Source organism: Type-A symbiont of Plautia stali, from assembly GCF_059731155.1.
On the sequence record NZ_AP035891.1, the window covers coordinates 380,536 to 401,854 of the forward strand.

Below are 21,319 nucleotides of genomic sequence, written 5' to 3' on the forward strand. Positions count from 1 at the left end.
CCTTTGTTGTCCCTGGCTGCCGTTACGCGGCTTTGGCCAGTTCCTCTTCCGGACGTTTCAGAATCGCATAGCCCAGACCTGCAATCAGCGTACCAATCACAATCGCCAGCAGGTAACCCAGTACCGGCGTAATGGCGCCTGGAATCAGCAGTACGAACAGCCCGCCGTGCGGCGCCATCAGTTTGGCACCCATCGCCATGGAGATAGCACCAGTCACTGCGCCACCCACGATACAGCATGGCAGCACGCGCATCGGATCACGCGCCGCAAACGGAATGGCACCTTCGGAGATAAAGCACAGGCCGAGTACCAGCGCTGCTTTACCGCCCTCCTGCTGACCTTTATTGAACTTACGACGCGCCACCAGCGTTGCCAGCCCCATCGCCAGCGGTGGCACCATACCGGCCGCCATGATCGCGGCCATCGGCGCGTAAGTTTGCGAACTCAGCAGACCGACACCAAACGCGTAAGCCACTTTGTTCACCGGACCGCCCATGTCGGTACACATCATGCCGCCCAGAATCGCGCCCAGCAGGACCGCGTTAGCGGTGCCCATGTTCGCCAGCCAGCTGGTCAGGCCGCTCATGATGCCGGCAACCGGTTTGCCTACCACGTAAATCATCAGCAGGCCGGTAATCAGACTGGCCACCAGCGGAATGATCAGAATCGGCTCCAGCGCTTCCATACTTTGCGGCAGCTTCACTTTGCTGCTCAGCAGTTTTGCGGCGTAACCGGCGATGAAACCGGCGATGATGCCGCCAAGGAAACCGGCGTTGATGCTGGTGGCGATCATGCCGCCAATCAGACCCGGCGTCAGGCCCGGACGGTCAGCAATCGAGAAGGCGATAAAGCCCGCCAGCACCGGCACCATCAGCGCAAAGGCGCTGCCGCCACCGATCTGCATCAGCGCCGCGGCTAAGGTGCCCTGCTCTTTAAACGCGGTAATCCCAAAGGCGAATGACAGCGCAATGCTCAGACCGCCCGCGACCACCATCGGCAGCATATAAGATACGCCGGTCAGCAGATGCCGATAGGCACCGGCTTTCTCTTTGCTGTCGCTCTGGCTGGCTGCCGCCTGGTTGCCGGAAGGCTGCCAGACTTTGGCTTCCGCCTGCGCTTTATCCAGCTCCTGTGCGGTTTTCTTCAGCGCCAGACTGGTGGAGGTGCGGTACATCGGCTTGCCGGCAAATTTCGCCAGATCAACGTCGATATCCGCCGCAACGATCACCAGATCGGCCGCAGCCACTTCTTCCGGGGTGATCGGGTTGCCGGCGCCGACTGAGCCGCGGGTTTCCACTTTCACCCACCAGCCGCGCTTGCTGGCTTCCGCCTCAATCGCCTCGGCTGCCATGAAGGTGTGCGCCACGCCGGTCGGACAGGCGGTGACGGCCACAATACGTTTCTGCCCGGTGCTCTGCGCCGGTGCACTTGCCGCCGGTGTCGCCGCAGCGGGCTGCCAAGGTTGCGCCGCATTTCTGGCCAGTGCCAGCGCGGCCTGCGGATCGCGCAGCGCCTGCTGCACATCCACCAGGGCAACGGACTTGCCGGCGAGCTGCGCGTTGTCGGTAACCTGCTGGCCAATCACCAGCACCAGTTCGGCGTCCGCGGCGCTGTCGACCAGCGTCAGTCCCGCCTGCCCTGCCGCCGCTTGCAGACGTTCCGAGGCTAAATGGCCTGATGCCAGGCAGAGTGAAGAATCTTTTATCAGCAGCGTTTTCATTATCGCTCTCCTGCTGTTAGTTAACGGGTTGTAAGTCGACGCGCGCCATCATCGCGGCCAACTGGGTACGATCGGTCACGCCGACGTTGCTCTGGCTGACGGCCATGGCCGCCACCGCCGTCGCCAGACGCAGCGTGTGTTCACTGGATTCCCGCATCAGCAGGCCGTATATCAGACCGCCAACCATCGAATCTCCGGCGCCTACGGTGCTGACCACTTCACACGCAGGCGGTTTGGCGATCCATTCGCCAGAGGCATTGACCCACAGCGCGCCTTCCGCACCGAGAGAGATCACTACGTGGGCAATGCCCTGCTCGCGCAGCTGGTGCGCGGCGTCAATCACATCCTGCAGCGTCGGCAGCTTGCGGCCGGCCCAAATCTCCAGCTCGCGGCGATTGGGTTTTACCAGCCACGGTGCCGCTTTCAGACCGGCCACCAGCGCTTCACGGCTGCTGTCAAAAATGATGCATGGGCAGTGGGTGCGCAGATCGCTAATCCATTTGGTGAAGGCGTCCGGCGCAACGCCCGCTGGCAGGCTGCCGCTGACGCACACCATATCGAACTGGCCCAGCCAGGTCAGCGAGTCGGCGGTGAAGCGGTCCCAGTCCTGTGGCGTGACGTCAAAGCCCGAGAAGTTGAGGTCGGTGACGTCGCCGTCTTTTTCCGTCAGCTTGACGTTAATGCGGGTACGGCCCTGCACCACCTGAAAACGGTTAGCGATGCCGAGTTCGCTGAACAGCTGTTGAAAGCCGTCCTGATTCTCTTTGCCGAGGAAGCCGCCGACGGTGACGTCGATGCAGAGATCTTTCAGCACTTTGGCGACATTGATGCCTTTACCCGCAGCGTGCAGCCCGGTGGTTTTGACCAGGTTAATTTCGCCGCGCTCGATTTCCGGCGTGTAGCCCACCAGATCGTAAGCAGGGTTCAGGGTGATAGTGGCAACGCGACGACTCATGCTGCCCCCTCGCCCAGACCGCTATTAATGGCTTCTTCGATAGCGTGCAGTGCCTGCTGCGCATCGTCACCGCTGGCGGTGAAACGCAGACGATGGCCTTTTTTCACGCCCAGCGCGACCACCTTCATCAGGCTGCGCCCGTTAGCCGACTTACCGCTGCCGTCGAGATTGGTCACGGTGATATCGCTGTTGAACTGCTTGATCACGCTCACCAGCGCGGTGCCCGGACGCGCATGCAGACCGTGCTCATTGCGGATGGTGAATTCCGCGGTTAATACGTCCGCAGCTTCATCAACTTCGCTGGTCAGCAGCGCGAGAATGCCTGCCGCGTCCGCCTTCAGCAGGCGTTCAGCCTGATTGTTCAGCAGCAGATTGCTGAGGTAGCCCAGCACCTCAAGCGGGCGCTGATCGGTTGCGGCTACCGTCAGTAGCAGCGCTACCGGTTCGCCCTGATGCGCCAGCGGCGTCGCGCTGCGGCTCACTGCCACCGCGCTGTTGAGATTGCCGTGCGTGCTGTCGCTCAGCCAGATGCCCTGACCGAGGCTGAGCGGCGCGTGCGAGACAACGTCCGCGACAAAGCTGGCGTCAACGGCACAGGCCGCCTGCAGACGACCGGCGTTCAGCGCCTGCAGCGTCATCAGATCGCTGGCGGCCACGTCGGTGGCGATCAGCGACGTATCGAACTGGAATTCAGCGGCCTGCTTTTCACCCATCAGCAGCGCGCGCAGCTCTTCAGCAGAGGCAGATTTCAGCTGCTCCGCGATGTTGTCATCGCTTAATACGTGGGTCAGCTGGCGCAGCAGCGTGAGGTGCTCGTCAGATTTAGCGGCAATGCCGATGGCGACGTACGCTGTCTGGCCATCACCCCAGTCCACGCCCTGCGGGAACTGATAAACCTGCACGCCGGTTTTCAGCACCAGATCGCGGGTATCGGTGGTGCCGTGCGGAATGGCGATGCCGTTGCCGAGAAAGGTGGTGGTTTGCTGTTCGCGCGCCAGCATGCCGTCGACGTAGCCTTCGGCCACATTTCCGGTCGCGGTAAGCGCAGCGGCAACCTGACGAATGGCCTGTTCTTTATCGGACGCGCTGGCGCCGGTGTGAATGGCCTGAACTTCGAGCTGGAACATATTTCTCCTCGCTTGCTGAAAGTGAATCGTTTCAGCCTGATGGCGAAAAAATACGCTGTGCGACACGGACTTAGCCGGGAGGACAACGCTGAAACGTTTCAAGGAATATGGTACAGCACCCGATTACAGGCAAGAAAATGCGCAATCGGCGTAGCAGATTTTTGATGCTCCGCACACTTCGCGGCGGATTTAGGATTTTTCACCGCGGGCGCGCTGACGCGTTGCTGTAACGCGGCGCCTGCGACGATCGTTCTGTTCAGCTCGCGTCAGCTTAAACTCAGGGCGCGGTATCGGCTTCCAGCTGCAGCAGGTAGATCATGGCGTCGGCGCGGCTGTTGCCGCACATCTCCGCCTTTGGCTGTAAACCGGCACACACCGCCGGACGCAGCGGCGAACCAAAGATTTTGCAGCGCTGCTGTTCGTCGAGCTGAACGCAGCGGGTATTGGCCGGTTTGCCGTCAGGCATACCCGGAATGGGAGATGAGATAGAGGGGGCTGTGCAACAGGCACCGCACTGGTCTCGACACAACATCATGCGCTCCTGCAAAGATTAGCGGCCGACAATAGCAGTCTGCACGGCGGAATTCTATGCGCGACCAACAATTTTCACCGGCCTCACTTGCCTGTTTTTCACCGCGCGAGTAAGTTGGCGCGCATCTACCTGGTTATAGCGAGTCAAGCATTATGCCAAAGGCAAACGAAATCAAAAAAGGAATGGCCGTCACCTGGAATGGTAAACTGTTGCTGGTGAAGGATATCGATGTACAGAGCCCAAGCGCGCGCGGTGCCGCCACGCTGTACAAGATGCGTTTCACCGATGTGCGCACCAGCCTGAAAGTTGAAAAGCGCTTCAAGGGTGACGACATCATTGATGCCATCCAGCTCAGCCGCCGCGCGGTAACTTTCTCGTATATCGACGGCGACGAATACGTGTTTATGGATGACGAAGATTACACGCCGTACAACTTTAAAAAAGATCAGATCGAAGAAGAGCTGCTGTTTATTCCGGAAGGCGGCATTCCCGGTATCCAGGTGCTCACCCTGGATGGCCAGGTGCTGGCGCAGGAACTGCCGCAGACGGTAGACATGGAGATCGTTGATACCTCACCCGGCATCAAAGGGGCATCCGCCAGTGCGCGCACCAAACCGGCGGGCATGAGTACCGGCCTGTCGATTCAGGTGCCGGAGTACCTGAGCAATGGCGATCGCATTCGTATCCATATTGCCGAGCGTCGTTATATGGGACGCGCCGACTAAGCGCACGATTTTCTCCGGCGGCGGTTGATTATTATAGTATAACAACAGCCTGCGCGCCGGATGCGGTTGTCCGGCGCGGCTATTTTAACGGAGTAAATCATGACGCGCGTGAACCTGATTACCGGTTTTCTCGGTAGCGGTAAAACCACCACCCTGTTACATCTGCTGGCGCACAAACCGGCCAATGAAAAGTGGGCCATTCTGGTCAACGAGTTTGGCGAGATCGGCATTGACGGCGCCCTGCTCGCCGACCGCGGCGCCACGCTGAAAGAGATCCCCAGCGGCTGCATGTGCTGTGTTAACGGCCTGCCGCTGCAGGTCGGGCTGAATATGCTGCTGAAGCAGACCCAGCCGGACCGCCTGATCATCGAACCCACCGGCCTTGGCCATCCCAAACAGTTACTGAATATGCTGCGCGCTGCGGTCTATCAGCCGTGGATCCGCGTGGACGCCACGCTGACGCTGCTCGATCCGCGTCAGTTAGCCGATACGCGCGTCACGGAGAATGAAAACTTTTGCGACCAGCTGATCGCCGCAGACATTATCATCGCCAACAAGAGCGACAAGTGGGATGCGGAAGATCGCCAGCGGCTGGCGAGCTGGCAGCAGCAGCATTTGGGCGACCGTCAACTGGTGGAAGCCAGCTGGGGCAACATTGATCCGGCGTTGCTGAGTCAGCCGGCTTTGGCGGATCGTGCGGTACCCGATGCCGCGCATCATCATCATTCGTCATGCCCGCAGGGGCTGGCGGCGCTGAAACTGGAAGGCGAAGCGCGCTGGCGTCGTGCGTTAAATGAAGGTCAGGGCTATGCTTCCTGTGGCTGGATTTTCGATGGTGACACGGTGTTCGATACCATTCCGGCTTTAGAGTGGGCGCGGCTTGCGCCGGTGGATCGCGTGAAAGGCGTGCTGCGTACGGCTGAGGGTCTGGTCAGCATTAACCGTCAGGGCCAAGACCTGTTCATTGAAACGCGCCCGGTCACGCCGCCGGATAGCCGTATCGAATTGATCCACCATCAGGCCGCCGACTGGAACGCCTTGCAGACTGCCCTGTTGAAGATTCGTTTAAATTAGCTGCGGTAGGTTTGCCCGTTATTTTTTTCTTTTTGAGTTACTTTTATGCGCACTACTCGTTTGATCACCATCCTGCTGCTGAATGCGCTGGGTGTGATGCTATTTATGTCGTGGTATCTGCCGCCGGAGCACAGGTTCTGGTTCGCTCTCGACAAAGGCATCTTTTTTGGCTTTAACGACCAGATGGTCGACCATCACGGCTTTGCGCTGCTGGTGGCGATCACCAATTTCCGCGGTTTTGATGCGGTGTCACTGCTGGCGATGGGCCTGCTCTATCTGTGGTTCTGGCGCCGCGAAACGCCGCAGGGCCGACGTCGTATGCTGGCGATTGGTATCACCATGCTGCTGACGGCGGTGATTCTTAACCAGCTGGGCCACCTGCTGCCGGTTAAGCATGCCAGCCCGACGCTGTTCTTTGATAACGTGCATCGCGTCAGCGAACTGACCGGCATTCCGGCAAAAGATGCGTCCAGAGACAGCTTCCCCGGCGACCACGGCATGATGCTGATTATCTTTGCCTGCTTTATGTGGCGCTATTTCGGCTTCCGGGCCTTCCTGATGGGCCTTCTGATTATGGTGGTCTTTTCCCTGCCGCGCGTAATGGCAGGCGCACACTGGTTTACCGATATCGCAGTCGGTTCGCTGTCGGTGGTGCTGGTGGGCCTGAGCTGGTGGTTGTTAACACCGGCCAGCGACAAACTGGTGAACTGGCTCTATCGTTCGCTGCCGGGGAAATATAAACCCCAGGCGTAATTGTTTAGCGCGGGCGATTATTCACTGTTTTTAAGATCGCCCGCGCTTATTTAATCCTGAAATAAATTATTAGCGGGCTAATTTTTTTTCTGATAAAAGAAAAACCTATGCGTCAAATCGTCTGACAATGGCGTTATTCCTAGCCTGTCCAGTCGAACCCTCTTAAAATCTCCCTTAGCGCCAGAATTAGCCGCTGTTCATGCCGCTAATTGACGCTTAAATCGCTACCAGTTGTTGATAAAGTAACCGTTGTGTTACAGATTGATTTCACATCAAAAAAACCTATAAAAATTTATATAAAAGCACTCGCCACGCGGTCTGTAATCGGTTAACCTCAACTCCGATTACTACCGTGCAGAATAAAATTCGGTACCTTAAGCAACAAAAATGAGTGCATTAACACATTTTAGTAATTAAGGAATTGTCTTAGAGGGTCGCACTTATTAATCTCAACCCGTTTTGTCATCTGGCTGGCGACATTCTGTCGTAAGGACATCGAAGGAAAACACGTACAATGGTCAAGTCTCAACCAATTCTGAGATACCTCAGGCGGATTATTCCCGCAGTAGCATTAGCAACCCTCTTATCGGCATGTAGCAGTACCCATAACGGTCAGAACGCGAATAACGAGAATCATGAAGTTAACAACCAGAATGGTTTTTTACTTCAGGCGTCTCAGGACGAATTTGAACAAATGGTGCAGAACGTGGACGTTAAGTCCCGCATCATGGAGCAGTACAGTGACTGGAAAGGTGTGCGTTATCGCTTAGGCGGCGACACCAAACGCGGCATTGACTGTTCTGCTTTTGTTCAGCGCACCTTTCGCGAACAGTTTGGTTTAGAGTTGCCGCGTTCCACTTCAGAACAGCAGGACAGCGGTAAAGAGATTTTACGCAGTAAACTGCGTCCGGGTGATTTAGTGCTGTTCCGCGCCGGTTCCACCGGTCGCCATGTCGGCATCTATCTCGGCAACGACAATTTTGTACACGCGTCTACCAGCAGCGGCGTGATAATTTCCAGCCTTAACGACAGTTACTGGAAAAACCGCTACCGCGAAGCGCGTCGGGTGCTGGCAAAAAACCCCAGTTAACCCCCATCCTTCCTGATGTTCTCAGCCAGAGAATCTGAAAACGCTGCCCCGGCAGCGTTTTTTTTTCGTCTGCGGTTGCTTAAGCCAAATCCATGGCGGAAAAAGTAATTTTGAATCAAAAACATAACGAGACTTTTCGCGCAGCCTCGTTATATTCTCGTTGCCTTGAACCAGCACAGTTGTATGCGTTTTTATAATAAAAAGGGCAAGATCAGGGGAACAAACTCCATGCCACTGTCGGGGACGTTAAATCGTCATGCCAGCTACTCGCGGCGCATCGCCTAGAGTAGCGTAATTATTGGGGTCGCGTTTTTTATCTTGTTTGTCACCGTCCTGCTCACGCTGACCTAGCAAAAACGCGTCCAGCAACACCAGCAGCTGCTGGCACACAGCCGTGACGATCTGCAACAGGTGATGTCGACCCTGGTCGAGAGCCTTTATCCGCTGCAGCAATACACTCAACTCAGCTGCAACAGCGTCAACCGTGAGCTGACCTCTCGCGCCGCCTTTGCCGGCAACATTCGCGCGATATTACTGGTACGCGACGGCAACGCTTACTGCTCTTCGGCCACCGGCGCATTTCTGCTGGCCGCCAGCGCCATTTCACCCGATTCAGAGCTGGAGCGCGACCGTGACGTCCGCCTGCTGCCCGGCACACCGCTGCAACCCGCCAAACCGGCGCTGGCGCTGTGGCTGAAAAGTCCGGGAGCGAACGAAACCGGCATCCTCGCCACCATGAACCTCAGCATGACGCCTTACCAGCTGCTGGCCTCTTACCATCCTGAAATCACGCGGATGGCGCTGGTGGCAGGCGACAGCGCGCTGCTCAGCGGCACCAGCCAAGTGGTGCGCAGCCGCGATCTGCCGCCCGCCCTCACCGACCTGACGCTTGATGACCGCAGCATGCGCTTTGTGCTTTACGGCAGCACGCTGGCCTCATGCGATTACACGCTGGCATTGCTGACCGGCCTGCTGCTGGCGCTGCTGGTTGCTGCTGTCGCTGCATCAGCGACCGGGGTGTGAAATCCTGCTCGGCATCCGGCGCGGTCAGTTTCACGTTGAGTATCAGCCGCTGGTAACGGCACACAACGGCAAACCCTATGGCGTTGAAGCGCTGCTGCGCTGGACTCACCCGGTTGAAGGTATGATCCCGCCCGATGTATTTATCAGCCACGCCGAAGCGCAAAACCTGATTATTCCTCTGACCCAACATCTATTCAGCCTGGTAGCGCGCGACGCGCGTTTTCTCTGTCAGCAACTGCCGCGCGGCACCCGTCTCAGTCTGAATATGTCACCGCAGCATCTGGCATCGCTCAGTTTTCGCCGCGACGTGCAGGCGTGGATCGCCAGTATGCCCGCCGATCATTTTAACTATGTATTTGAAATCACCGAGCGCACCATGGTGCGGGAGAAGAACGCCGGCGAAATCTTCGCCTAGCTGCATGAACACAATTTCAAGATTGCCATTGATGATTTCGGCACCGGCCATAGCGCGCTGATCTATCTGGAAAAATATCCGTTCGACTACCTGAAAATCGATCGCGGCTTTGTGCAGAGTATCGGCACCGAAACCGTAACCTCGCCGGTGCTTGACACCGTGTTACTGCTGGCAAAGAAACTCAACCTGAAAACCGTGGCGGAAGAGGGGGAAACCGGCGACTAGGCGGCCAGGCTGGTTAACCGGGGCGTCACGCATCTGCAGGGGGATCTGTTTAGCCGCCCGCTGCGCCCGGAAAAGCTGATCAGCTACGATCAGAGCTAGGCCAGTTTGGGTTAACGTCACGTACCGCGCATGAAACTGCTACCATACAGTGCGGATTACCACAGGAGAGCGCCCCACTTATGCTGCTTCGTCTTGCCACAGCACTACTGATGTGCAGCGCCATTGCGCCGGTGCACGCGGTCACTATCTATGAAAGCTATGCCTTTGCGAAGCTGGGCGAACCGAAATACGCGGTCAACTTCAGCCATTATGATTACGTCAATCCGGCGGCGCCAAAAGGTGGCAAGATCACCCTCGCCGTGGTGGGCACTTACGACAACTTCAACCGCTATGCGTCGCGCGGCAATCCCGGTATCGGCACTGACACGCTGTACGACGGCCTGTTTACCACCTCAGACGATGAGCCCGGCAGCTACTATCAGCTGATCGCCGAATCAGCACGCTATCCCAGCGATTATCACTGGATGGAGGTGTCGATCAATCCGCACGCGCAGTTTCAGGACGGTACGCCGATCACCGCGCAGGATGTCGCCTTCACCTTCGGGAAATTCATGACCGAAGGCGTGCCGCAGTTTCGCGTGGCGTTTCGCGGCGTGCAGGTGAAAGCGCTGAACCGGCTGACGGTGCGCATTGAGATGCCCAAACCGGATAAAGACCTGGTGCTGAGCTGGATCACGCTGCCGGTGCTGCCAGAAAAATTCTGGCAGAACAAAAAATTTAATGAGCCGATTGGCTATCCGCCGCTCGCCAGCGGGCCTTATCGCGTCACCTCGTACAAATCCGGCCAGTTCATTCAATATAGCCGGGTGAAGAACTACTGGGCGGCCGATCTGCCGGTGAACCGCGGTCGCTTTAATATTGATACCCTGCGCTACGACTACTATCTCGATGACAACGTGGCTTTTGAAGCTTTTAAGGCCGGTGCCTATGACCTGCGCGAGGATAATTCGGCGAAGAAATGGGCCACACAATATCGCGGGCGCAACTTTACCAGCCACGCAATTGTGAAAAAAGCCACCACGCCGAATGACGTCGCCACCGACACGCGCTGGCTGGCGTTCAATAACGAGAAAGCGCTGTTTGCCGACCGCCGCGTGCGCGAGGCGCTGACGCTGGCGTTTGATTTTGAGTGGATGAACAAAGCGCTGTTCTACGGCGCTTACAAGCGGACCGACAGCTACTTCCAGAACACCGCTTATGCCGCCAAAGGCTATCTGACGCCGATCAGCTGGTCCTGCTCGCGCCCTACAAGGCGCAGCTGCCTGCCGAGGTATTTAACAACGCCTACGCGCCGCCGCACTCTGACGGTAGCGGCTTTGACCGCAACAATTTGCTGCGGGCGATGGCATTGCTGAAGCAGGCCGGCTGGCAGATCAAAAATCAGCAGCTGGTGAACGTGAAAACCGGCCAGCCGTTTCAGTTTGAACTGCTGCTGCGCAGCGGTTCTCTGAACGACTGGGCGCTACCGTTCCAGCACAGCCTGGCACGGCTTGGCATTACGATGACGCTGCGTCAGGTGGACAGTTCCCAATATCTGCGCCGGCTGCGCGAAGGCGATTACGACATGATTCCGTCGCTTTATCAGGCGATGCCGTGGCCCTCCACCAGCCTGCAGTATGTGTGGCAGTCGGATTACATCAGCTCATCGTGGAACACCGCGCGGGTAAAAGATCCGCTGGTCGACCATTTCGTGCAGCAGATCGTGGCGCATCAGGGCGATGAAAAAGCGCTGCTGCCGCTGGGTCAGGCGCTGGATCGCCTGCTGCTGTGGAACGCCTACATGATTCCGATGTGGTACAACGCCGAGCAGCGGCTGGCCTGGTGGGACAAGTTTTCCCATCCGCAGATTAAACCGGCGTTTGCCACCGGGCTGGAAAACTGGTGGTACGATGTGAACAAAGCCGGTCGTTTACCGGCCGATCAGGCGCTGGCCAACATCCAGTTTGGTCCATAGCACCGGTCTGCCTAGCGGCGGCAGTGACAGCGGCGCGCGCGGGCTGGATCCGGAAGTGGTGGCAGAAATAACCCATCGCTACGGCTTCGATAAGCCACTGCTGCAGCGCTATGGCGAAATGCTGTGGAATTACCTGCGTTTTGACTTTGGCGACAGCCTGTTTCGTAACGCCTCGGTGCTGCAGCTGATCAAAGAGAGCCTGCCGGTGTCGATCAGCCTCGGGTTGTGGAGCACGCTGATCATCTATCTGGTGTCGATTCCGCTGGGCATCAAAAAAGCAGTGCGCAACGGCAGCGCGTTTGATATCTGGAGTAGCATCTTTATCATTCATCGGCTACTCTATTCCGGCGTTTTTGTTTGCCATCATGCTGATTGTGCTGTTTGCCGGCGGCAGCTATCTCGACTGGTTCCCGCTACGCGGCCTCACTTCGCCGCAGTTTGACACGCTGCCGTGGTACAGCAAAATCAGCGATTATCTGTGGCATATCACGCTGCCGGTGCTGGCTACGGTGATTGGCGGTTTTGCCACCCTGACCATGCTGACGAAAAATTCGTTCCTTGATGAGGTGCGCAAACAGTACGTCGTCACAGCGCGCGCTAAGGGTCTGGATGAGAAGCGTATCCTGTACGGCCACGTGTTTCGCAACGCCATGCTGCTGGTGATCGCCGGGTTTCCCGCCACCTTTATCAGTATGTTTTTCACCAGCTCGGTGCTGATTGAGGTGATGTTCTCACTCAACGGCATGGGGCTGCTCGGCTATGATGCCACTATTCAGTGCGACTATCCGGTGATGTTCGGCACGCTGTATATCTTTACGCTGATTGGCCTGCTGATGAATATTATCAGCGATCTAACCTATACGCTGGTCGATCCACGCATTGATTTTGAGGGCCGCTGATGCGTTTATCTCCCGTTAACCAGCAGCGCTGGCAGCGCTTTCGTCACAACCGTCGCGGCGACTGGTCGCTGTGGCTGTTTCTGCTCATCTTTGTGCTGTCGCTGGGCGCGGAATTATTAGCCAATGACAAACCGCTGCTGGTGCACTATCAGCAGCGCTGGTACGGCACCGCTGCTGTTCAACTACAGCGAGAGCGATTTTGGCGGCCAGTTTGCCACGCCGGCGGATTATCAGGATCCGTGGCTGAAGCAACGCATTGACCAGCAGGGCTGGGCGCTGTGGGCCCCCATCCGCTTCAGCGACAGCACCATTCATTTCGCCACCGACGTGCCCTTCCCGTCACCGCCGTCCGCGCAAAACTGGCTGGGTACCGATGCTAACGGTGGCGATGTACTGGCGCGTCTGCTGTACGGCACGCGCATCTCGCTGCTGTTCGGTTTGCTGTTAACGCTGTTCTCCAGCGTGATTGGTATTGTGGTTGGTGCCCTGCAGGGCTACTTTGGCGGCCGCGTTGACCTCATCGGCCAGCGATTGATTGAGGTGTGGTCCGGCATGCCGACGCTGTTCATGCTGATTCTGCTCTCCAGCGTGATTCAGCCCAATTTCTGGTGGCTGTTGCTGCTGAAGGTGATCTTCGGCTGGATGAGCCTAGTGAGCGTAGTGCGCGCCGAGTTCCTGCGCACGCGTAACTTTGACTATATCCGCGCCGCGCGCGCGCTGGGCGTGAGCGATAGCCGCATCATGCTGCGCCACATGTTGCCCACCGCCATGGTCGCCACGCTAACTTTTCTGCCGTTTATCCTGTGCGGTTTGATCACCACGTTAACCTCGCTGGATTTTCTCGGCTTCGGCCTGCCGGTGGGCTCGCCGTCGCTGGGCGAACTGCTGCTGCAGGGAAAAAACAATTTACAGGCACCGTGGCTTGGCCTTTCTGGCTTCTTCGCCCTCGCCCTGCTGCTGTCGCTGCTGATTTTTATCGGCGAAGCGGTGCGCGATGCCTTTGATCCGAGCCGGGGGCGCTAAATGAGTTTGTTAACGGTGAATCATCTGGCGGTGGCGTTCGGGCAGCGCCGCGTGGTAGAAGATATCTCGCTGCGCATCGACGCCGGCGAAACGCTGGCGCTGGTGGGCGAGTCGGGATCTGGCAAGAGCGTGACGGCGCTGTCGATTATGCGTCTGCTGCCGCAGCCACCGGTGAGTTATCCGCAGGGCGAGATCCTGTTTGACGGGCGCGATGTGTTACAGGCTAGCGAACGTGAGATGCGCGGGCTGCGCGGCAACCAGATGGCGATGATTTTTCAGGAGCCGATGGTGTCACTCAATCCGCTGCACTGCGTGGAAAAGCAGCTGTATGAAGTGCTGTCGCTGCACCGTGGCATGCGGCGTGAAGCGGCGCGCGCTGAGATTCTCAGCTGCCTCGATCGCGTGGGCATTCGCCAGGCCGCGACGCGCCTGCAGGATTTTCCGCACCAGTTGTCCGGCGGCGAGCGCCAGCGCGTGATGATCGCCATGGCATTGCTGACGCAGCCCAAACTGCTGATTGCCGATGAGCCCACCACGGCGCTGGATGTCACGGTACAGGCACAGATTTTATAGCTGCTGCGCGAACTGCAGCGCGAACTGAACATGGGCATGCTGTTCATTACCCATAACCTGAACATTGTGCGTCAGCTGGCCCACAGCGTGACGGTGATGCGCAACGGGCGCGAGGTGGAACACAACCGCTGTGACGCGCTATTTCGCCAGCCACAGCAGCCTTACACCCGCGAACTGCTGGCCGCCGAGCCGGACGGCGCGCCGGTGCCGCTGATCGACGCGCCACCGCTGTTGCAGGTGAATAATTTGCAGGTGGGTTTCCCCCTTCGCCGCGGGCTGCTGAAGCGCACCGTGGCAGAAAAAACCGCGCAACACAATCTCAGTTTTACCCTGCGGCGCGGCGAAAGCCTCGGGTTAGTCGGCGAATCCGGATCAGGCAAAAGCACCACTGGCCTAGCGCTGCTGCGCCTGATTGCTGCGCGCGGCGAGATCTGGTTCGACGGCCAGCCGCTGGCATCAGCTGAGCGCGAAGCAGCTACTGCCGCTGCGCCAGCGCATTCAGGTAGTGTTTCAGGATCCCAACTCTTCACTCAATCCGCGCATGACGGTACAGCAGGTGATTGCCGAAGGGCTGGCGGTGCACCAGCCGCAGCTCAGCGCTGCCGAACAGGAAGCCAGAGTCATTGCGGTGATGGAAGAGGTTGGCCTGGACGCAGCGAGCCGCAGCCGCTACCCGGCGGAATTCTCTGGCGGTCAGCGCCAGCGTATCGCCATTGCTCGCGCCCTGATCCTGCAGCCGCAGCTGATCGTGCTGGATGAACCCACCTCGTCGCTGGACCGCTCGGTGCAAAAGCAGATCCTCACCCTGCTGCGCCGTTTACAGCAGCAGCATCAGCTGGCGTATCTGTTTATCAGTCACGATTTGCAGGTGGTGCGCGCGCTGTTCAACGCTCCCGCAGCAGAGTATACGCGTCAGCTGCTGGTCTCCGCGCAGGGAGAGACCGGGCTTCAGTGACCGTCAAAGGTTTCGGCAATCGCCACGCCCTGATTTTTCAGACAGCAGTTAGTGGCGCTCTCGTCGCCACGCTGAATCAGCAAACACGGCTGCCCTTCACATTCAGCAATTTTGCACTCGACCTGAATCTGCGCCAGCGTTTCCTGTAGCTGCTGCAGGATCTCCATCGCAGGATGGCCGTCATGGCTCAGCAGGCGCAGCGCGACCAGATCCCCGTCATGCGCGCCGTTCGCTGCTTCCTGGCGTTCAATGGCACCGGCATGTTCCAGCGACCAGCGGTAAAGTTGTGGTAAACGATGCACAACCGAGAGTTGCAGCATAGTGTTTCGATTCCCAGAGACAGTAACGTTATTCACAACGGACGGCTTCATCGCGGTGAATCCCCACTTGGCAAGCTCAGCATACGGACGTCAAGGATAGCCTTCTCGTTTTAGGCACAAAGCGTGATGCAACTTTATTATTTGCGAGCTTTCTCGCATTTATGCCTATGTTTACCGCGTTACGCGGCGCTTAACAATCATTTTAGACGCAATGTCGTTACTTTTTTATCAATTAATTTTCACAATATGGAAACATTAAGCATAGCGAGAGTGCGGAGAGGGGCAAATCAGGATGTGAAATAACAGCGGGCGAAGCATCGATCCGCCGCCATCACGCGGTGTGGCGCGGACGGGCGGCGTAGCTGAACAGCACGATTGAGACGGTAGCGCACAGCGCGATGGTGGCGACCATTGGCCAGGCGCTGTTGACGCTGACCAGCGACAGCAGCGCGCCAACCAGCGCACCGACGCCAAAGCGCAGCGTACCGGCCAGTGAGGATGCGGTGCCGGCCATGTGGGGAAATTCGTCGAGGATCACCGCCATCGCATTGGAGGAGATGGTCGATACGCAGCCAATAAACATTGCCACGCCAAACACCAGCGGCAGGAAACCGAGGTTGAGCGCGCTGACGATCAGCAGCCAGATACCCATGGCAAACTGAATCAGCAGACCGAGGCGGAACATCGCCAGCGGCCCGAAACGGCGCACCGCGCGGCTGTTAATCAGCGTCATGACAAACAGGAACACCACGTTGAGGCCAAAGTAGTAGCCGAAATTCTGCGGCGACACATGGTTCACCTCAATGTAAACAAACGGCCCGGCGTTAAGGAAGGTAAACAGCCCGGCAAACGAGAAGCCGCTTGCCAGCATATAGCTGAAGGCGCGTTTGTGCCGCACCAGCGCGACAAAATTGCTCAGCGTGGTACGCAGGTGAAAACGCTGCCGCTGCTCGGGCTTAAGCGTTTCGCGGATCTGCGTTACCACCAGCACGGTGGTAATCAGTGCGGCCAATGCCAGCGTCCAGAAGATGGCGTGCCAGTTCCACAGCAGCAGCAGCCAGCCGCCGATGATCGGTGCCAGCAGCGGCGGAGAGCCCGTGCAGGAAACGCATCAGAATCAGCTGGTCTATGGATTGCGACAGCGCACAGGCTGCCGCCGCGCAGGCAAAAATCAGCGTGCCGAGCACGATCACCGGTTTACGTCCGTAGCTGTACGCTGCCGGCCGACACCGCGAATTCACGGGCAATTTGCGGCATTGCCGGCAGAGACATATCAATGGAGAGCGGCATCAGCATGGCCAGCAATCCCAGAATCACCACTAATCCCACCGGTGAATTTTTTTCCTTACGCACCGCTGTCTCCCGCTATTTGCACTGTTTCAGTTCGTCCGGCAGGCCGATGCTGTTGATTTCCGCCTCGGTCAGTTCACGGTATTCGCCTTCACCGAGCTCGTCATCTAGTACAATCTCACCGATGCTTTCGCGATGCAGCGCCGTGACGTGGTTGCCCATCGCCGCAAACATGCGTTTCACCTAGTGATAACGCCCTTCACTGAGGGTGAGACGTGCGGCTTTCTCATCGAGGATTTCCAGCTGCGCCAGTTTGGTCAGATCTTTCTCGTTGTGCAGCTGAATGCCGGCAGCAAATTTTTCGATCAAACCCGCGTCAAGCGGCTGCTCCAGTTCCACCAGGTAGGTTTTCTCCAGGTGATGGCGCGGAGAGGTAATGCGATGCGACCACTGACCATCATCGGTCAGCAGTACCAGCCCGGTGGTATCAATATCCAGCCGCCCTGCCGCGTGCAGTTTGAACGCCGCCGGCTCCTCAATGAAATAGAGAATGGTGGGATGATCCGGATCGTCGGTGGAGCAGACATAGCCCTGCGGTTTATTCAGCATGAAATAGCGCGGACCCTGCTGCACCGTCAGCGGATTGCCGTCGTACTCTACGGCATCGTCCGGCAGGACTTTATAAGCGGTGTCGCGCACCACTTCGCCATTGATGGTGATCTTTCTGCCACGTATTTCACGGCCGGCGATGGCACGGCTAACTTCCAGTTGCTGAGATATGAATTTGTCGAGTCGCATGAATTCGCTTTTTTGCCCGTTACTGCGGAGGGGAACTGAAACGGCGTTTGCCCGGTAAATCATTTACAGCGCAGCGCGGCGGCCACGGCATAATAGAGAGCAGGGTTAACCGTTGAAAAAGTGTGGGCCGTATAGCCTGAACCTTCGCCTGCTAATAGTGCCGATCCTGCGTTTCAGCCACTTTCATGGCATAATGCGCGTCCCTTCCAGAAAAAGCCGGCTCCCATGTCGTTTACCCTGCGCCCCTATCAGCAAGAAGCCGTTGATGCCACCGTTGCCCATTTTCGCCGCCACGCCAGCGGTGATTGTGCTGCCAATCGGCGCCGGCAAAAGCCTGGTGATCGCCGAACTGGCGCGGCTGGCGCGCGGTCGCGTGCTGGTGCTGGCTCACGTCAAAGAACTGGTGGAGCAGAACCACAGTAAATATCAGGCGTATGGCCTGCAGGCGGACATCTTCGCCGCGGGCCTGCAGCGCAAGCAGAGCGAAGGTAAAGTGGTATTCGGCAGCGTGCAATCGGTGGCACGCAATCTGGCCAGTTTTGACAGTGCCTTTTCGCTGGTGATCGTCGATGAGTGCCATCGCATCAGCGACAAGGAGGAGAGCCAGTATCAGCAGCTGTTCGCCCATCTGCGCCAGCACAATCCGCAGCTGCGTCTGCTGGGGCTGACCGCCACGCCATTCCGCCTGGGCAAAGGCTGGATTTACCGTACCACTATCACGGCATGGTGCGCGGCGATGATAACGCGCTGTTCCGCGACTGCATCTACGAATTGCCGCTGCGCTATATGATCAAACATGGCTTTCTGGTGCCGCCCGAGCGGCTGGATATGCCGGTGGTGCAGTACGATTTCAGTCGGCTGATCCCGCAGAATAATGGCCTGTTCAGTGAGGCCGATCTTAACCGCGAACTGAAACAGCAGCAGCGCGTCACGCCGCAGATCATGGGACAGATCATCGAGTTCGCTGAGACGCGACGCGGCGTGATGGTGTTTGCCGCGACAGTTGAACACGCGCGGGAAATTCTCAGTCTGCTGCCGGAAAACAGTGCGCTGGTGTCGGCGGAAACCCCGGTGAAGGAGCGTGACCGGCTGATTCAGCAGTTCAAAGCGCAGCAGCTTAAGTTTCTGGTTAACATGGCAGTGCTGACCACCGGCTTCGACGCGCCGCACGTCGATTTGATCGCTATTCTGCGCCCGACCGAATCGGTCAGCCTGTATCAGCAAATTGTCGGTCGCGGGTTGCGGCTGGCGCCGGGCAAAACCGACTGCCTGATCCTCGATTACGCCGGAAACCCGCACGATCTCTTTACGCCCGAAGTCGGCGCACCGAAAGGCGCCAGCGATAGCCAGCCGGTGCAGGTGTTTTGTCCGGCCTGCGGCTTTGCTAACACCTTCTGGGGCAAGGCGACCGAAGATGGCCACGTCATTGAGCACTTTGGCCGCCGCTGTCAGGGCGTGCTCGACGATGACGAGGGCAATCGCGCGCAGTGCGACTACCGTTTCCGCTTTAAAAGCTGCCCGGACTGCGGTGCAGAAAATGATATCGCCGCGCGCCGCTGCCAGCAGTGCGACAAGGTGCTGGTCGACCCCGATGATATGCTGAAAGCGGCGCTGAAGCTGAAAGACGCGCGCGTACTGTGCTGCAGTGGTATGACGCTGGCGCACGGACGCGATGATAAAGGCGAGTGGCTGCAAGCCACCTATTTTGATGAGGATGGCACCAGCGTCAGCGAGCGCTTTCGCCTGCGCACCCCGGCGCAGCGCACCGCCTTTGAGCAGCTGTTTATGCGGCCGCATCAGCGTGCGCCTGGCGTGGAGCTCGGCTGGCAGACCGCTGCCGATGTGGTGGCGCGCGCCAAAGGCCACTTCTGGCCGGTGCGGGAAAAAATGTTCGATTATCAGGGACGCTATCGCCGCGCCAACGAGCGGCGCTAAGCGGCGGAATCATTTGCCCCGCTGTGGCAATCCGGCTATAATGCCGCCCGCTTTTGCATCCGTAAAAGCGTATTGAATAACCGTCCTGTTGCTGGGTCGCCTGTAGCAGGAACTATAGAAGAGATCTTAAGATGTTCACTATTAATGCAGAAGTACGTAAAGAGCAGGGTAAGGGTGCGAGCCGCCGCCTGCGCGCAGCGAACAAATTCCCGGCCATCATCTATGGCGGTAAAGACGCTGCGGTTTCTATCGAACTGGACCACGACGCTGTGATGAACATGCAGGCTAAGCCTGAGTTCTACAGCGACGTGTTGACTCTGGTTGTTGACGGTAAAGAAACCAAAGTTAAAGTTCAGGCTGTTCAGCGTCACCCGTTCAAGCCAAAACTGCACCACATCGACTTCGTTCGCGCTTAATCGCTAACGGGTTGACGAAAAAACGCCGCATCTGCGGCGTTTTTTTATGGCGCAAATCGGGCTATTACTGACCGCCGGTGCGACGCTGCAGCTGATCGCGCAGATTCGGCGGCGTGCCTTTGATGGTCAGCGTATCGGTGGCCGGATCCCAGAAAATGCGCTCGCCCAGCAGCATGGCATCAAAGTTAAGCGTTAATCCCCCGCCGCTACCGGCAAATTTCGTCAGCTGACGCAGGGTGCTGCGGTCGGCCGGGAAATGCTCTTCCAGCTCATAACCCTGCTCCTGGGTAAACGCCTGAAAGGTTTTTTCGCCCAGCGGCGGCAGTTCGCTTGAGAGATCTTCCAGCGCAATCTCCTCGCCCGCCTGCAGCTGTTTATTGCAGTAGCTGTAGACCTGTTGCCGATAGTTCTGGCGCTCATTTTTATCCAGGCTGGACTCGGCACAGTAATCATCTACCGCTTGCAGCAGCCCGCGGTTCTGTGCTTTGGTATCCAGACCGACGCTGGCCCCGAGGAAATCCATGAAGAAATCGGCCACTTTGCGCCCCACGCGTCCGCGCAGGAAGGTCAGGTAGCGCGTGGATTCCGGGTTGGTTTCCCACTCGGTGAGATCGATACGCGCCACGATATCGGCATGGTTGATATCCAGATAGTGCGTGCTGCTGATGTCGAGCTGCTCATTGACACGCATGCTCGACTGGCTGTTCAGCACCGCCACCAGCAGATACTCCACCGCCAGATAGCGATAGTGCAGAAACAGCACCACGCCGCCTTCAGCGAACGGGTATTTACTCAGCTCGTCGCGCAGGCGTCCGGTAGCCGCACGGCTGAACGCTAGGAAGTCATCCTGCCCTTTGCGGCAGTTGCGCAGCGCTTCCGCCAGCTCGCTGTCTTCATTAAACAGGCCGTAAGCCTTGCTTTTGGCGCTATAGACGCAGTGTAACTCTTCCGCCATCTCTTCCACCGCCTGCGTGGCAGGTAACAGCGTATCGCGCAGGACCAGTTCCAGCTGGTTTTCATCACGTTTGACTAACTGATGCAGGGCAATCTGGTCGATATCCAGACTCATGGTAGACTCTCCTTTTGGCTCAGGCGCGTATTCAAACACCGCCCGCAGCCGCTTTCAACTGCGCGCACAAACTGATCGTTCTGCTTGCGATAAAATTGCGGAAAAAAGTGCGTTGTTACGGTAATATACCGCGTTTTCACACTTGATTAGTCGACGATATGCCACAATCATCCCGTTACAGCGACGCGCGCGTCGAACAGCTTCTCGCGCAGCTGGCGCAGGTTCTTGAAAAAGACAAAGCGCCAACCGATCTTTCCCTGATGGTGTTGGGGAACATGGTGACCAATTTGATCAACACCGACATCGCACCGGCCCAGCGCCGCAGCCTCGCCCGCTCGTTTGCGGAAGCGATGCAGTCTTCCGTGCGCGATGACAACGCCCACTAAAT

At 57.8% G+C, this 21,319-nt stretch carries 14 protein-coding genes and 8 pseudogenes; 13 read left to right on the forward strand and 9 right to left on the reverse strand.

Translation table 11 applies throughout. From position 1 onward, the window contains the following. Positions 1-22: 22 nt before the first annotated feature. The 4 genes from fruA to AC6I8M_RS02035 form a co-directional block, all read right to left on the reverse strand. Positions 23-1,720, reverse strand: coding sequence for a PTS fructose transporter subunit IIBC (fruA, locus tag AC6I8M_RS02020; RefSeq protein WP_010617967.1), 1,698 nt, complete (start codon positions 1,718-1,720; stop codon positions 23-25). A 16-nt stretch (positions 1,721-1,736) separates the two neighbouring features. Next, positions 1,737-2,675 carry a 1-phosphofructokinase gene (gene fruK, locus AC6I8M_RS02025; protein ID WP_010617968.1) on the reverse strand — a complete coding sequence of 313 codons (939 nt, stop codon included), beginning with the start codon at positions 2,673-2,675 and terminating at the stop codon, positions 1,737-1,739. Further along, the gene (gene fruB / locus AC6I8M_RS02030) at positions 2,672-3,802 is read right to left on the reverse strand and encodes a fused PTS fructose transporter subunit IIA/HPr protein (RefSeq protein ID WP_010617969.1); all 1,131 of its coding nucleotides are present in this window, start codon (positions 3,800-3,802) and stop codon (positions 2,672-2,674) included. The genes fruK and fruB overlap by 4 nt, the downstream gene beginning before the upstream one ends. Before the next feature lie 277 nt (positions 3,803-4,079). Next, the gene (locus AC6I8M_RS02035) at positions 4,080-4,334 is read right to left on the reverse strand and encodes a YkgJ family cysteine cluster protein (protein ID WP_010617970.1); all 255 of its coding nucleotides are present in this window, start codon (positions 4,332-4,334) and stop codon (positions 4,080-4,082) included. A 152-nt stretch (positions 4,335-4,486) separates the two neighbouring features. Here AC6I8M_RS02035 and yeiP point away from each other — a divergent pair, with 152 nt between their 5' ends. From yeiP to mepS, 4 genes are all read left to right on the forward strand, one after another. Then, on the forward strand, positions 4,487-5,059 hold the full coding sequence (yeiP, locus tag AC6I8M_RS02040; RefSeq protein WP_010617971.1) for an elongation factor P-like protein YeiP: 573 nt from the start codon (positions 4,487-4,489) through the stop codon (positions 5,057-5,059). A 99-nt stretch (positions 5,060-5,158) separates the two neighbouring features. After that, positions 5,159-6,133 (forward strand): CobW family GTP-binding protein, encoded by a 975-nt coding sequence (locus AC6I8M_RS02045; protein WP_010617972.1) that lies wholly within the window; start codon positions 5,159-5,161, stop codon positions 6,131-6,133. 45 nt (positions 6,134-6,178) lie between these two features. Further along, a complete protein-coding gene (locus AC6I8M_RS02050; RefSeq protein WP_022548181.1) occupies positions 6,179-6,886 on the forward strand; it encodes a phosphatase PAP2 family protein in 708 nt (235 codons plus the stop codon). A gap of 514 nt (positions 6,887-7,400) precedes the next feature. Beyond that, on the forward strand, positions 7,401-7,976 hold the full coding sequence (gene mepS, locus AC6I8M_RS02055) for a bifunctional murein DD-endopeptidase/murein LD-carboxypeptidase (protein WP_498013648.1): 576 nt from the start codon (positions 7,401-7,403) through the stop codon (positions 7,974-7,976). A gap of 246 nt (positions 7,977-8,222) precedes the next feature. Here mepS and AC6I8M_RS02060 read toward each other — a convergent pair whose 3' ends face one another. After that, positions 8,223-8,348, reverse strand: a complete 126-nt coding sequence (locus AC6I8M_RS02060) for a hypothetical protein (RefSeq protein WP_318285013.1) — start codon at positions 8,346-8,348, stop codon at positions 8,223-8,225. Between the two features lie 42 nt (positions 8,349-8,390). Between AC6I8M_RS02060 and AC6I8M_RS02065 the strand changes: the two genes are divergently transcribed. The 6 genes and pseudogenes from AC6I8M_RS02065 to yejF all read left to right on the forward strand — a co-directional run bounded on the left by AC6I8M_RS02065 (position 8,391) and on the right by yejF (position 15,103). Beyond that, positions 8,391-8,999, forward strand: coding sequence for a CSS-motif domain-containing protein (locus tag AC6I8M_RS02065; RefSeq protein ID WP_010617976.1), 609 nt, complete (start codon positions 8,391-8,393; stop codon positions 8,997-8,999). Further along, positions 8,965-9,639 (forward strand): annotated as a pseudogene (locus AC6I8M_RS02070) (EAL domain-containing protein). The gene AC6I8M_RS02065 and the pseudogene AC6I8M_RS02070 overlap by 35 nt, the downstream one beginning before the upstream one ends. A 179-nt stretch (positions 9,640-9,818) precedes the next feature. Continuing rightward, positions 9,819-11,623: pseudogene (locus AC6I8M_RS02075) on the forward strand (extracellular solute-binding protein); the annotation flags it as partial. Beyond that, positions 11,612-12,552: pseudogene (gene yejB / locus AC6I8M_RS02080) on the forward strand (microcin C ABC transporter permease YejB); the annotation flags it as partial. The pseudogenes AC6I8M_RS02075 and yejB, both read left to right, overlap by 12 nt. Next, positions 12,552-13,575, forward strand: a pseudogene (locus tag AC6I8M_RS02085) (ABC transporter permease). The pseudogenes yejB and AC6I8M_RS02085, both read left to right, overlap by 1 nt. After that, positions 13,576-15,103 (forward strand): annotated as a pseudogene (yejF, locus tag AC6I8M_RS02090) (microcin C ABC transporter ATP-binding protein YejF). Here the strand turns inward: yejF and AC6I8M_RS02095 are convergent. The 3 genes and pseudogenes from AC6I8M_RS02095 to rsuA form a co-directional block, all read right to left on the reverse strand. Next, a complete protein-coding gene (locus tag AC6I8M_RS02095; protein ID WP_010618085.1) occupies positions 15,097-15,423 on the reverse strand; it encodes a YejG family protein in 327 nt (108 codons plus the stop codon). The pseudogene yejF and the gene AC6I8M_RS02095 sit on opposite strands and share 7 nt — an antisense overlap. Before the next feature lie 331 nt (positions 15,424-15,754). Continuing rightward, positions 15,755-16,776, reverse strand: a pseudogene (locus AC6I8M_RS02100) (Bcr/CflA family multidrug efflux MFS transporter). Between the two features lie 12 nt (positions 16,777-16,788). Further along, positions 16,789-17,511, reverse strand: a pseudogene (gene rsuA / locus AC6I8M_RS02105) (16S rRNA pseudouridine(516) synthase RsuA). Positions 17,512-17,736: 225 nt separating this feature from the next. Here rsuA and radD point away from each other — a divergent pair. Continuing rightward, a pseudogene (gene radD / locus AC6I8M_RS02110) lies at positions 17,737-19,446 on the forward strand (DNA repair helicase RadD). 131 nt (positions 19,447-19,577) lie between these two features. Further along, the gene (rplY, locus tag AC6I8M_RS02115) at positions 19,578-19,862 is read left to right on the forward strand and encodes a 50S ribosomal protein L25 (protein WP_010618083.1); all 285 of its coding nucleotides are present in this window, start codon (positions 19,578-19,580) and stop codon (positions 19,860-19,862) included. Positions 19,863-19,926: 64 nt separating this feature from the next. Here rplY and yejK read toward each other — a convergent pair whose 3' ends face one another. Further along, on the reverse strand, positions 19,927-20,931 hold the full coding sequence (yejK, locus tag AC6I8M_RS02120; RefSeq protein WP_010618082.1) for a nucleoid-associated protein YejK: 1,005 nt from the start codon (positions 20,929-20,931) through the stop codon (positions 19,927-19,929). A 158-nt stretch (positions 20,932-21,089) separates the two neighbouring features. Here yejK and AC6I8M_RS02125 point away from each other — a divergent pair, with 158 nt between their 5' ends. Beyond that, entirely contained in the window at positions 21,090-21,317 is a 228-nt protein-coding gene (locus tag AC6I8M_RS02125; RefSeq protein ID WP_010618081.1) for a YejL family protein, read from the forward strand. Positions 21,318-21,319: the final 2 nt, after the last annotated feature.